Source organism: Tardiphaga sp. 172_B4_N1_3 (assembly GCF_052076035.1).
Classification (GTDB): Bacteria; Pseudomonadota; Alphaproteobacteria; order Rhizobiales; family Xanthobacteraceae; genus Tardiphaga; species Tardiphaga robiniae.
The window spans coordinates 1721712-1733675 of record NZ_CP197238.1 but is presented as its reverse complement, the minus strand read 5'-3'; the positions used below and the strand labels follow the sequence as shown (position 1 = coordinate 1733675).

Sequence of the window (11964 nt, the reverse complement as noted above, 5' to 3'; positions counted from 1 at the left end):
ACCTCTCCCCCTCTAGCGAAGCTTCGCGCGAGGGAGAGGTGAAAAGGTCACGGCATGATCTGGCCGCCATTCACCTCGATGACCTGGCCGGTAATGTAGCTGCTCATGGTTTCGTCGGCGAGGAACTGATAGGCGCCGACGCAATCCTCGGGCGTGCCGATCCGGCCCAGCGGGATGCCCTGGCGGGCGCCTTCAAGCTGCTCCGCGGTCGAATAGCGCTGGTGGAACGGCGTCATGATCACACCCGGTGCCACCGCATTGGCGCGCACGTTAAACGGAGCCAGTTCCTTTGCCAGCACACGCGTGATGGTCGAGACAAAACCCTTGGCCGAACCATAGAGGCCGGCACCGCCGCTGCCGCCATTGCGGGCCGCAACCGACGTCGTGTTGATGATCGAGCCTGAACGCTGCGCCTCCATGATCTTCGCGGCCTTGCGGCAGGCGAAGAACACCGAGCCGATGTTGAGATCGACCACGTCGTCATACTGTTCGTCGGTGGCATTGGCGATCGAGGTGCGGCCGAACATGGCGCCGGCATTGTTGATCAGCACGTCGATCCGGCCGAGCTTGGCATGGGCTTCATCGATCACACGCGCCGCTTCGGCGCGCTCCGACACGTCGCCGCGCACAAGGTCGGCGGTGCCACCACTCGCGCGGATATTCGCGACCACTTCCTCGGCGCCTTCCGGATTGCCGTTGTAGTGCACGATCAGCCTGGCACCGAGGGCGCCGAATTTCTTCGCCACGGCAGCGCCGATGCCGGAGCTTGCGCCGATGATCACGATAGCCTTGCCGTTCAGTCCGTTGGTCACGCCTGGTCCTTTCCGATTGAGCGAGCGTTCGACCACGATTTCAGCAGCCTGACAAGTTACCAGCATTTGTGCGATGCAGCACGGTATTTGATCGGATCAAGCGATTTAAATGTTATATATCAATGCTATACGACACTGGGAGCTCATCCGCACAGCATTGACATGTTGACAAGTTTGCCTCCGCCTCTCATGGTCGCCGAAATTTTTGGGCGAGGAAGTGTTTCCATGCGACGGCGCTCCCGGGCGATCGGACCGTCACACGAAACCTCCGCCGCCATCCCTGTGAGCCGCGGTTTGACTGATCATGAAGCCGATTGACCTCTCTGAATTGCCTGAAGCGCCGCGTCCGCGCGGTGCCGCTGGTTCGCTGGTCGACAAGGTTTATGGCGAACTCGCGCAGCGCATCGCCAATGGCGACTACGCGCCGGACCAGAAGCTACCCGGCGAGCACGAACTTTCCGATATGTTCGACGTCTCTCGCCCGGTGCTGCGCGAAGCGCTCGGCCGGTTGCGCGAAGACGGCCTGATCACGTCGCGACAGGGCGCAGGTAGTTTCGTCCAGATGCGTGCGCAGCCACAGCCACTCGGCTTCGCGCGGGTGGAGACCATCGCGGACATCCAGCGTTGCTTCGAATTCCGCATCACCATGGAAGCCGATGCCGCGCATTTTGCAGCGCTCCGACGCAGCGACGACAATCTCGGCAAGATGGAAGCCGCGCTCGGCCTGCTGCGCGAGGCGACCAAGAAGCGCAAGCATCGCGAAGACGCCGACTACGCCTTCCATCTCGCTGTCTCCGAGGCGACCAACAACCACTATTTCGCGACCTCGCTGAACGCCCTCAAGGACCATGTCGCTGTCGGCATGAAGCTGCACGGCCTGTCGCTGATGGGGCCGCGGCCCGGCCTCGAGCAGGTGTTCGAGGAACACAGCAGTATTTTTGAAGCGATCCGTGACCGCGATGCCGAGGCAGCGCGCACGGCCATGCGTCTCCATCTCGAAACGTCGCGCGACCGCCTGTTCGAAGGCCGTCTGCTCGACCTCGCGTTCCGGTGACGGGGAGAGTGAATTGACTGACCATACCGCATTTCTTGCAACGCTGGCCGGCATCGTCGGCGACCGACACCTGATCGGTCCCGGCGGCGATTTCGAACCCTATGTGGTCGACTGGCGCGGCCGCTATCACGGCAAGGCGCTGGCCGTGGTCAAGCCTGGCTCGACGCAGGAAGTCTCTGATGTCGTGAAGGCCTGTGCGGCTGCCGGCATCGCGATTGTCCCGCAGGGCGGCAACACCGGCATGTGTGGCGCTGCGACTCCGCTCGGCGAGCGCACCATGATCGTGCTGCGCCTCGATCGCCTGAACCGCATTCGCAGCGTCAGCCGTCTCGGCGACTCCATCGCCGTCGATGCCGGCTGCATCCTCGCCGACATCCAGAAGTCAGCGGATGATATCGACCGCCTGTTTCCGCTCAGCCTGGGAGCCGAAGGCTCCTGCCAGATCGGCGGCAATCTCTCCACCAATGCCGGTGGCACCGCGGTGCTGCGCTACGGCACCACGCGCGAGCTCACGCTCGGCCTCGAAGTCGTGCTGCCCGATGGCGAGATCCTCGACGACATGACGGCGCTGCGCAAGGACTCCACAGGCTTTGACACCAAGCAGCTCTTCATCGGCGCCGAAGGTACGCTCGGCATCATCACTGGTGCTGTACTGAAGCTGTTTCCGAAGCCAAGGGCGAGGGCAGTGTCCTTCGCCAAGTTGAACAGCATCGACGCGGTACTCGACCTGCTCGCGCAGGCACGTACCGAACTCGGTGACCGCATCGGCGCCTTCGAGGTGATGTCGCGCGGCCAGATCGAGGTGATCGCCGAGAACCTGCCGCTGGTGAACATCCCGTTCGAGCTGGATACGCCCTGGTACGTGCTGATCGAGCTCGTCGACACGCTGGTGTCGGTCGATCTGAATGCAGCGCTCGAAGCGTTGCTCAGTAACGCCTATGAGCGCGAGCTGGTCACCGATGCGCTGGTGGCCTCCAGCGAGACCCAGGCTGCGGCGTTCTGGAAGATCCGCCACAGCGTGTCGGAAGGCAGCAAGAAGGCCGGTTACGTCATCTCGCATGACAGCGCCGTGCCCTTGTCGCAGCAGGCGACCTTCGTCACGCAGGTGGAGAAGCGCATCGCTGCCTATCGGCCCGACGCACGCATCGTGATGCACGGCCATATCGGCGACGGCAACATCCACATCCTCGCGATCATTCCAGGCCTCGAGCAGAACCAGAAGGATCAGATCCAGGACACGATCCGCGGCATCAACAGCATCGTCGATGAAGAGACCGTCGCGCTCGGCGGCAGCATCAGTGCCGAGCACGGCATCGGCATCGTCAATCGCGAGCGGCTCGCGCGCGTCACCAAGCCGACCGAGCTGCGGCTGCTGCGTAGCGTCAAGCAGATGCTCGATCCGAACGACATCATGAATCCCGGAAAAGTGCTGCCTGCGCAATAGGCGAGGCGGCCGCAAGCATTCATCAGAACACTCATTCGAGAAGAGGAACACGCATGAAGATCAAATCCATCCTGATGGCGGCCTGTGTCGCCGTGGGCGCCGTCGGGCAGGCGAGTGCGCAGGACGCAAAATATCCGACCAAGCCGATCACCATCGTCGTGCCCTTCGCGGCCGGCGGCACCGTGGACATCATCGCGCGCATGGTGTCGGAGAACCTGCAGAAGAAGCTCGGCGCCACCGTGCTGGTCGAAAATATGGGCGGCGCCGGCGGCAATATCGGCGTCAACCGTGTCGCCAAGGCGCAGCCCGATGGCTACACGATCGGCCTCGCCAGCACCTCGCCGCTGGCGATTGCGCCCTCGCTCTACGGAAGCAAGCTTCAGTTCCAGCCGGATAAGGATCTGGTGGCCTTCGCGCAAGTGAGCATCGTGCCTAACGTGCTGGTGGTGAATCCCGATCGCATCAAGGCCCGCACGGTGCCGGAGTTGATCGAATACATGAAGGCCAATCCAGACAAGGTGACGTTCGGCTCGGCCGGACCGGGCACGTCGCAGCATCTTGCCGGCGAGCTGTTCCAGCAGATGACCGGCACCAAGATGGTTCACGTGCCCTACAAGGGTTCGAGCCAGATGGTCACCGACCTGATCTCGGGTCAGATCGACATCGCTTTCGACAATGTCCCGCTGCTGCTGCCGCATGTGGCCGGCGGCAAGCTGGCGATGCTCGCCACGGCAACGCCGAAGCGCGCCGAGTTCGATGCGAATGTCCCGGCCGTCGCCGAATTCCTGCCGGGCTTCGAGGCTGTAGCCTGGCACGGCTTCATCGCGCCGGCGGCAACGCCGAAGCCGATCGTCGACAAGCTGTCGGCGGAAATCCGCGACTTCATGAGCCTGCCGGAGACGAAGAAGAAGATGGCTGAACTCGGCGCAGTCGCCGTGGCGATCCCGCAGGATGAGTTCACCAAATACATCGCCAGCGAGACCTTGCGCTGGAAGGGTGTGATGGAGAAGGCCAACGTCACGATGAACTAGGCGACCGCGCAGGTGGTGACGACGTCATGTTCGTCACCACCTGCGATATCGAGCGTCCACCAAAGGACGCCGACGATCAAAATAGAAAAACACATGGAGGAATGTTCAATGAGACTTCGGTCAATCCTGATGGCTGCCTGCCTGACGCTCGGCACGCTCACGCAAGCGACGGCCCAGGACGCGAATTACCCGAGCCGCCCGATCACCAGCATCGTTCCGTTTGCCGCCGGCGGCACTGCCGATATCTTTGCGCGCATGGTGTCGGAGCATCTGCAGAAGAAGATGGGCGCGACGGTCATCATCGAGAACGTCGGCGGCGCCGGCAGCATCATCGGCGTCACCCGCGTCGCACGCGCTACGCCTGATGGCTACACGATCGGCCTTGCCAGCACCTCGGCGCTGTCGATCAATCCGACGCTGTATGGCGCAAAACTGTCCTACAATCCCGAAAAGGATCTCGTGCCGATCGCGCAGATCAGCATGGTGCCGAATGTCCTGGTGGTGAACCCGACCAGGATCGCGGCGCGCACGGTGCCGGACCTGATCGCCTATATCAAAGCCAATTCCGACAAGGTGACATTCGGTTCGGCCGGCGTCGGAACAACGCAGCATCTTGCCGGCGAACTGTTCCAGCAGATGACCGGCACCAAGATGGTCCACGTGCCCTATAAGGGCTCGAGCCAGATGGTTACGGACTTGCTGAGCGGCCAGATCGATATCGCCTTCGACAACGTACCACTGCTGCTGCCGCACGCCGCGGCCGGCAAACTCGCGATGCTGGCAACGGCCTCGCCGAAACGCGCCGAGTTCGATCCGAACCTGCCGGCGGTGTCGGAATTCCTTCCGGGTTTTGAGGCCGTCGCCTGGCACGGCTTCATGGCACCGGCCGGAACGCCGAAAGCCATCACCGACAGACTGTCGGTCTCGATCCGCGAATTCATGCAGCAGCCGGAGACAAAGAAGAAGATGTCCGAGCTCGGCGCCGTCGCCGTGGCGGTCCCGCCGGATGAGTTCGCCAAATACATCGCCAGCGAAACGCAGCGCTGGAAGGGCGTGATCGAGAAGGCCAACATCACGATGAACTGAGCTGTGCCGTAGGGTGGGTCAGCTTCGCTCATTCACCCTACGGCTGCGTCTCCTTCACCGATGCCAGATAGCGCGACAACCGATCCGCATCGGGCGTGTGGTGGCTATGGCGGTCGCGAAGTTCGGCCGGGGCGCTCCAGCCGGGCTCGATCCCGGACATGTCAGGCAATTCATGCGCGATGCCTTTGTGGCAATCGATACAGGTGCGCTCGCCGGTGACGAGGAACTTGGCATGGATCGCCGCCGCGCGGGGCGCCTGTTTGGTGAAATCCATTGCGATCGCCGAGTGGCAGTTGCGGCACTCCAGCGAGTCATTGGCCTTCAGGCGCGCCCATTCATGTTTGGCAAGCTCCAGACGCATGTCGAGGAACTTCTCGCGCGTCGAGATCGTGCCGAAAATCTTGCCCCACACTTCCTTCGACGCCTGCATCTTGCGCGCGATCTTGTCGGTCCAGTTATGCGGCACATGGCAATCCGGACAGGTGGCACGCACGCCGGATCGATTGGCGAAATGCGGCGTTCGCTGCAGCTCCTGATACACGTTGTCGCGCATCTCATGACAGCCGGTGCAGAATTTCTCGGTATTGGTGACTTCCAGCGCCGTATTGAAACCGCCCCAGAAGATCACGCCACCGAGGAAGCCGCCCAGCGCCAGCACGCCGAGACTGATATGCGTGGCCGGTCGGCTGGCGATGCGCCAGAACCACAGAAACTTGGATATCAACCATTTCATGGCGCTCACCTGCCGGATGCCTTCATGTCGGTGAAGGTGTTCGGCACCAGCGGACGCGCATCGGTTTGCGGCACGTGGCAGGCCGTGCAGAAATAGCGTCGCGGTGTCACATCGGCGAGCATCTGGCCATCGCGATCCATGAAATGCGTAATGCTGATCATCGGCGCACCCGAGCCTTCGGTATATTCGCGGCGATGGCATTCAAGACAGCGATTGGCCCGCAGCGTGAGCTGATAGTTTTCGATCGAATGCGGAATGACCGGCGGCTGCTCCGGATAGTTCCGCATCACGCGCTTGTCGTCGGTGACGGGCCGCGGGAAGGGCGGCGCAGGAACGTCGCCCATCGGCTGCGCTGCGCCGGTGACGCGCGGCACGATCCGTGGCGTTGTCTGGACAGACTGCGCATAGATCGCACCGGACACCAGCACCATGGTGCCGGCGATGATTGCCGCGATGACCGTCTTCATCGCACTTAAACGGAAACGATCTTGACCGCGCATTTCTTGAAGTCCGCCTGTTTGGAGATCGGGTCGGTTGCATCCAGCGTGACCTTGTTGATCAGCTGGCTGGCATCGAACCACGGCACGAACACCACGCCGCGGGGCATGCGGTTACGTCCGGTCGTGTCAACGCGCGTGCGGATCTCACCGCGCCGCGACATCAGCCGGATTTCGGCGCCCTGGTTCAAGCCGCGTGCGCGCGCGTCTTCGGCATGCATGAAGCAGCGCGCGCCGGGAAACGCCTTGTAGAGTTCAGGGACGCGCATGGTCATCGAACCGGAGTGCCAGTGCTCCAGCACACGGCCGGTCACCAGCCAGAGATCGAACTCAGCATCGGGCGACTCGGCCGGCGGCTCATAGGGCACCGCGATGATGCGCGCGCGTCCATCCGGGTTGCCGTAGAATTCGATCTTCTTGCCCGGTTTGACGTAGGGATCGAGACCTTCGCGGTAGCGCCACTTGGTCTCCTTGCCATTGACCACCGGCCAACGCAGTCCGCGCACATCATGATAGGTGTCCCAAGGGGCGAGGTCGTGGCCATGGCCGCGGCCGAACGTGGCATATTCCTCGAACAGCCCCTTCTGCACATAGAAACCGAAGTCCTTGGACTCGTGGTTTTCATAGTCAGCGGGGATTTCGCCGACGGGAAATTTGTCGACCTCGCCGTTGCGATACAGCACGTCGAACAACGTCTTGCCCTTGTAGTTCGGATTGGCGTCGAGGAGGGCGGCGGGCCACACTTCGTCCGTCGTGAACCGCTTCGAGAACTCCATCAGCTGCCAGAGATCCGAGCGCGCCTGGCCGGGCGCATCGACCAGCTGGCGCCAGACATGAGTGCGTCGTTCGGCATTGCCGTAGGCGCCTTCCTTCTCGACCCACATCGCCGCCGGCAGCACGCAATCGGCGGACATCGCCGTCACCGTCGGATAGGCATCCGACACGACGATAAAGTTGGCAGGGTTGCGGTAGCCCGGATAGGTCTCGCCCGAACTGTTGGGCGCCGCCTGCACATTGTTGTTCACTTGAACCCAATAGAAGTTCAGCTTGCCGTCATGCAACATGCGGTCCTGCTCGACGGCGTGATAACCGATCTTGTCGGGCAGGAGGCCATGCGGCACGCGCCAGATTTCTTCAGCGTGCTTGCGGTGCTCCGGATTGGTCACCACCATGTCGGCGGGGAGACGGTGCGCGAAGGTGCCGACCTCGCGCGCCGTGCCGCAGGCCGATGGTTGGCCCGTCAGCGAGAACGGCGAGTTGCCCGGCTCGGAGATTTTTCCGGTCAGCAGATGGATGTTGTAGACGAGCTGATTGGCCCAGACGCCGCGGACGTGCTGGTTGAAACCCATGGTCCAGAGCGACATCACCTTGCGCTTCGGATCGGCATAGAGCTCGGCGAGCTCCAGCAGAAAGCCGGGCTCGACACCGGTCAGCTTCGACACCTTCTCGAGCGAATAGTCCTTCACGAATTCGGCGTAGCCCGCGAAATCGATTGGCGTCGTCGCTGCGGCCGTGGCTGCGCCCTTGGCTTTCTTCTCCAGTGGATGTTCGGGACGCAACCCGTAGCCGATATCCGTCGTGCCCTTCACGAACGTCGTATGGTTGTTGACGAATTCGGTGTTCACGCGACCAGTCGAGATAATGTGGTTGGCGATGAAGTTGAGAATGGCAAGATCAGTGCCCGGCTTGAACACGATCGGGATGTCGGCAAGGTCAGAGCTGCGATGCGTGAAGGTCGAGAGCACCGCGACTTTCACATGCGGATGACCAAGGCGGCGATCGGTGAGGCGCGTCCACAGGATCGGATGCATCTCGGCCATGTTCGAGCCCCACAGCACGAAGGCATCGGCGGCCTCGAAGTCATCATAGCATCCCATCGGCTCGTCCATGCCGAAGGTGCGCATGAAAGCCACGGCCGCAGACGCCATGCAATGCCGTGCATTGGGATCGAGATTGTTGGAGCGGAAACCCGCGCGCATCAGCTTGGTCGCGGCATAACCTTCGAGGATTGTCCACTGGCCAGATCCGAACATACCGATCGCAGTCGGTCCTTTTTCTTTCAGCGTCGCTTTGGCGCGCTGCGCCATGGTGTCGAATGCTTCGTCCCAGCTCACCGGCGTGAGTTCGCCATTCTTGTCGAACACGCCGTTCTTCTTGCGGAGGAGGGGCGTGGTCAGGCGGTCGGCGCCGTACATGATCTTGGAGAGGAAGTAGCCCTTGATGCAGTTCAGGCCGCGGTTTACTTCCGCCAGCGTGTCGCCATGGGTGGCGACGACCTTGTTGTCCTTGACGCCGACCATGACGCCACAACCGGTGCCGCAGAACCGGCACGGCGCCTTCGACCATTTGATGGACAGCGACCCGACGCCGCCGGCAATCGACTGAGCCGCCGCCGGAACGTTGATGCCAGCCGCCGCTGCAGCGATGGCTGCTGCCTGAGCCTTGAGTAGATCACGCCGCGAAAGGGGCATTTCGTCGTTCTCCTAGTCGAGACGCTGTTCGAAGACCATGTTGGCCGAGAGCACGCCCGGCCATGATGAGATGTCTGCGAGCATCGCACCTAGTGCGCCGCTGCCTGGCCCTTCGAGGACCGCCACGAGTTTGGAGGCCGTGCGGTGATGTATCTCGACACCGGGAAGGCTCGACAACCGCGCAGATACCGCGTCGATATGGGCCGGAAGCACCGACACGACGGCGCTGGAGATGTGCTCATTGTCGTGCGCGGACGCGCCGGCGGTCGCGCCGGTCAACAGAGCGCGTCTGGTGAGTTTGTCTGTCATGTGAAAGTCCTAGTGAAGCAGAGGCGGGCCGGGCGGCCCGAAAATCATCTGGGTCATCCAGACCAGAAAGCCGTAACCGCCGACCACGCCCACCGCGACGACGGGCCAGATGAGAACGACGATCGTGAGAAAGACGAGCAACTCCGACATGCGGCTGTTGCGTCTTTGAGCCTCTGCGGGCTGAGCAATATTCTGGTCCGTCACCATACGCTCCCCCTTCGGTTTGCGGCCATATGCCTGGAGAAGAGGCGAGATTCGCCTAGAGCGAGGGCAATATGCCTGCTGCAGCGCCCACCTTCTTTGCGCTGGATCAAACAACAAACTCTGCGGAGGATTTATTTGATATCGTTGTTCTGATCGCGATGTCGTCGTGCGGAGCCGCTCGTATCAGAATCTTTGATGACAGTTTTATTTGATTGCGACAGCTGCTCGGCGAAATCGCTCGTTCCGGAAGGCGAGCAATGGATCGTGAGATGTGCAATTCGTTTGGTCAAACGCCGCTTTTTGCGGGCCTGGACGAGGGCGCACGCGGCATCGTCATCGAAGCTGGCAGAAAGCACGTTCTGGATTGCGGCTGTTCGCTCTGGCAACAGGGCGACGTACCGGCGATAATCGCTGTGGTCATCGATGGTCAGCTCAAGAAGACAATGATCGATGCGCATGGCGCGCAGAAAACGCTGCAATTCATGCGACGCGGCGATCTCGCCGGAGCCGCATCGATGTTCGGCAATTTTTCTCGCCCGACAACCCTGCGCGCGACAGTCGCGACCGAACTGCTGTGCTGGTCCGCCGATCGCTTCAGCGGACTGATGCATGTTGTCCCGCAGCTCGCGATCAATGTCCTCGGTATCGTCGGACGGCAAACCGATCATCTGCTGCGCCGTCTTCACGAGGCAACGAGTGAGAATGCCGATCGACGTATCGCACGGATCGTTCTGCGCCTGGTGCGGGAAGGAGATCCGGATGGTGAGTGCGTTCCGATCGAACTGAGGATCTCGCGCCAGGAACTGGCCGAACTCAGCGACACCACGCTGTTCACGGTCAGCCGCACCGTTTCGGCCTGGAACCGGATGCTGATCCTGAAAGCCGGTCGCGGCCGCTTGACGGTCATCGATCCCGCCAGACTCGCGGGCCTGGCGGGCGACGTGCGGGCGCACTGAGGCAATTACGCCGGGTCGAGATATGGCTCGAACGCCTCGACCGACACTTTCAGCGTCGGATCGCCATCGGGTCCCCACAGTTCGGCGCCGTCGAACACGACAGTGTAAAGCCACTGCGGATTTTCGCCCAGCTCATGCGCCGCCGTGTCGGGATAGACATGCGCGCCGTGTATCCGCTCGATCACGCCGACATGACCGCGGACATAGCGCGGCAGCCGCGTATGCGTTGTCGGATGGATGTTCTTCATCCGCACGCGATCGCCGATCGCGAATGCGGCAGGCGCCGAAGCAGGGCGCGTGAATGAACCGCGGGTCAGCACGCGCTCGACACTATCAACGGTGAAGTTGCCGCGCTTCAGCGGCTTCGGCGGCACGGATGCGTGGCCGGCCTTGACCTCGTCTGCGGCGATGAAGCCACGCTCGACCAGCATATCCTCAAGGCCGAGAAACCATTTCTTGTAGTAGCTGCTGGAGAGATAGACCTCCGGCGGCAGCGTCTCGCGATAGAAGCGCGAGGCGTCGATGTTGAAGGCGCCCGTCGCGCCCATGGCACGCACCATGGCCAGCACGCGGGATTCCCACTCCGCATGAAACATCGGCTCGTTCGGTTCCGGCTCGACCTTGCCGAAACCGTCCATGCCGCCCATGTCGTGGACGCCGTTCATGACGGCGCCCCCGGCGTTTGGACGAGACCAGTGCCAATCATCGAGTCGCGCGTGACGATTTCGGCCAATTGCGCCTCGCTCCAGCCCTCGGTGCCGGCAGGTCGCATCGGCAACACCAGGAAACGCGTTTCAGCTGTCGAGTCCCAGACGCGGATTTCGGTGTCATTCGGGATCGTGAAGCCGAAGTCTGCCAGCACGCCGCGCGGATCCTTGACGGCGCGGGAGCGATAGGGCGCCGCCTTGTACCAGACCGGGGGCAGGCCGAGCATTTCCCAGGGGTAACAGGAGCACAGCGTGCACACGACCATGTTGTGGCGCTCGGGCGTGTTCTCGACCACGACGAGATGATCGCCGGTGCGGCTGACATGGCCGAGGGTGCCGACCGCCGCAGACCCATCCGCCAGCAGCGCCGCCTTGAAGGCCGGATCGGTCCAGGCTTTCGCAACCACCAGGGCGCCGTTGTGCGGGCCGATCTTGGTCTCATAGGCCTGGATCATCGCGTCCAGCGCCGCTGGATCGATATAGCCTTTTTCGGTCAGGATGGTCTCAAGTGCACGGACGCGCAGCTCGGTCTCCGACAATTCGGAATGATCGTGATCGTGGTCATGATGGTGTTCGCTCATACCCTCAGGATAAGCGAGACGCGATTGTTCTGTCGAGGATTTCGGGACTCAGCTAGGTCTACAGCATGGCTGCTCCTCG

The 11964-nt window shown here is 62.1% G+C and carries 13 protein-coding genes; 5 read left to right on the top strand and 8 right to left on the bottom strand.

Going from position 1 to position 11964, the window contains the following annotated elements:
- Window positions 1-47: 47 nt before the first annotated feature.
- Window positions 48-812 (bottom strand): SDR family NAD(P)-dependent oxidoreductase, encoded by a 765-nt coding sequence (locus AB7783_RS07980; protein ID WP_093759102.1) that lies wholly within the window; start codon window positions 810-812, stop codon window positions 48-50.
- Between the two features lie 304 nt (window positions 813-1116).
- On the opposite strand from AB7783_RS07980, the gene AB7783_RS07975 reads away from it, so the two are divergent.
- The 4 genes from AB7783_RS07975 (at window position 1117) to AB7783_RS07960 (ending at window position 5427) form a co-directional block, all read left to right on the top strand.
- Entirely contained in the window at window positions 1117-1866 is a 750-nt protein-coding gene (locus AB7783_RS07975; protein WP_441277330.1) for a FadR/GntR family transcriptional regulator, read from the top strand.
- 13 nt (window positions 1867-1879) lie between these two features.
- Window positions 1880-3310 carry an FAD-binding oxidoreductase gene (locus AB7783_RS07970; RefSeq protein ID WP_441277329.1) on the top strand — a complete coding sequence of 477 codons (1431 nt, stop codon included), beginning with the start codon at window positions 1880-1882 and terminating at the stop codon, window positions 3308-3310.
- 53 nt (window positions 3311-3363) lie between these two features.
- On the top strand, window positions 3364-4341 hold the full coding sequence (locus AB7783_RS07965; RefSeq protein WP_441277328.1) for a Bug family tripartite tricarboxylate transporter substrate binding protein: 978 nt from the start codon (window positions 3364-3366) through the stop codon (window positions 4339-4341).
- Window positions 4342-4449: 108 nt separating this feature from the next.
- Complete coding sequence (locus AB7783_RS07960) at window positions 4450-5427, top strand: Bug family tripartite tricarboxylate transporter substrate binding protein (RefSeq protein ID WP_441277327.1); 978 nt, start codon at window positions 4450-4452, stop codon at window positions 5425-5427.
- Window positions 5428-5464: 37 nt separating this feature from the next.
- On the opposite strand, the gene AB7783_RS07955 is transcribed toward AB7783_RS07960, so the two are convergent.
- Genes AB7783_RS07955 through AB7783_RS07935 form a run of 5 tightly spaced genes read right to left on the bottom strand, consistent with a single transcriptional unit; the run spans window position 5465 to window position 9644 of the window.
- Complete coding sequence (locus AB7783_RS07955; protein WP_089264317.1) at window positions 5465-6160, bottom strand: NapC/NirT family cytochrome c; 696 nt, start codon at window positions 6158-6160, stop codon at window positions 5465-5467.
- Between the two features lie 5 nt (window positions 6161-6165).
- The gene (locus AB7783_RS07950; RefSeq protein ID WP_120289709.1) at window positions 6166-6660 is read right to left on the bottom strand and encodes a nitrate reductase cytochrome c-type subunit; all 495 of its coding nucleotides are present in this window, start codon (window positions 6658-6660) and stop codon (window positions 6166-6168) included.
- A complete protein-coding gene (gene napA / locus AB7783_RS07945; RefSeq protein WP_441277326.1) occupies window positions 6633-9128 on the bottom strand; it encodes a periplasmic nitrate reductase subunit alpha in 2496 nt (831 codons plus the stop codon). Before napA ends, AB7783_RS07950 begins: the two co-directional genes overlap by 28 nt.
- A gap of 12 nt (window positions 9129-9140) precedes the next feature.
- Window positions 9141-9437: a chaperone NapD gene (locus tag AB7783_RS07940; protein ID WP_120289713.1), complete on the bottom strand. Its 297-nt coding sequence runs from the start codon at window positions 9435-9437 to the stop codon at window positions 9141-9143.
- Window positions 9438-9446: 9 nt separating this feature from the next.
- Complete coding sequence (locus tag AB7783_RS07935) at window positions 9447-9644, bottom strand: nitrate reductase (RefSeq protein WP_120289715.1); 198 nt, start codon at window positions 9642-9644, stop codon at window positions 9447-9449.
- 254 nt (window positions 9645-9898) lie between these two features.
- Here AB7783_RS07935 and AB7783_RS07930 point away from each other — a divergent pair, with 254 nt between their 5' ends.
- On the top strand, window positions 9899-10597 hold the full coding sequence (locus tag AB7783_RS07930) for a Crp/Fnr family transcriptional regulator (protein WP_089264322.1): 699 nt from the start codon (window positions 9899-9901) through the stop codon (window positions 10595-10597).
- Between the two features lie 5 nt (window positions 10598-10602).
- Here AB7783_RS07930 and nthB read toward each other — a convergent pair whose 3' ends face one another.
- Both nthB and nthA read right to left on the bottom strand, forming a co-directional pair.
- Entirely contained in the window at window positions 10603-11262 is a 660-nt protein-coding gene (nthB, locus tag AB7783_RS07925) for a nitrile hydratase subunit beta (protein ID WP_441277325.1), read from the bottom strand.
- Window positions 11259-11885 carry a nitrile hydratase subunit alpha gene (nthA, locus tag AB7783_RS07920; protein ID WP_441277324.1) on the bottom strand — a complete coding sequence of 209 codons (627 nt, stop codon included), beginning with the start codon at window positions 11883-11885 and terminating at the stop codon, window positions 11259-11261. Before nthA ends, nthB begins: the two co-directional genes overlap by 4 nt.
- Window positions 11886-11964: the final 79 nt, after the last annotated feature.

Coding starts and splice junctions, on each gene's coding strand:
- AB7783_RS07960 (WP_441277327.1), top strand. CDS start 4,450: ATGAGACTTCGGTCAATCCTGATGGCTGCCTGCCTGACGCTCGGCACG.
- AB7783_RS07975 (WP_441277330.1), top strand. CDS start 1,117: ATGAAGCCGATTGACCTCTCTGAATTGCCTGAAGCGCCGCGTCCGCGC.
- AB7783_RS07935 (WP_120289715.1), bottom strand. CDS start 9,644: ATGGTGACGGACCAGAATATTGCTCAGCCCGCAGAGGCTCAAAGACGC.
- nthA (WP_441277324.1), bottom strand. CDS start 11,885: ATGAGCGAACACCATCATGACCACGATCACGATCATTCCGAATTGTCG.
- AB7783_RS07930 (WP_089264322.1), top strand. CDS start 9,899: ATGGATCGTGAGATGTGCAATTCGTTTGGTCAAACGCCGCTTTTTGCG.
- AB7783_RS07955 (WP_089264317.1), bottom strand. CDS start 6,160: ATGAAATGGTTGATATCCAAGTTTCTGTGGTTCTGGCGCATCGCCAGC.
- AB7783_RS07950 (WP_120289709.1), bottom strand. CDS start 6,660: ATGCGCGGTCAAGATCGTTTCCGTTTAAGTGCGATGAAGACGGTCATC.
- nthB (WP_441277325.1), bottom strand. CDS start 11,262: ATGAACGGCGTCCACGACATGGGCGGCATGGACGGTTTCGGCAAGGTC.
- AB7783_RS07940 (WP_120289713.1), bottom strand. CDS start 9,437: ATGACAGACAAACTCACCAGACGCGCTCTGTTGACCGGCGCGACCGCC.
- napA (WP_441277326.1), bottom strand. CDS start 9,128: ATGCCCCTTTCGCGGCGTGATCTACTCAAGGCTCAGGCAGCAGCCATC.
- AB7783_RS07965 (WP_441277328.1), top strand. CDS start 3,364: ATGAAGATCAAATCCATCCTGATGGCGGCCTGTGTCGCCGTGGGCGCC.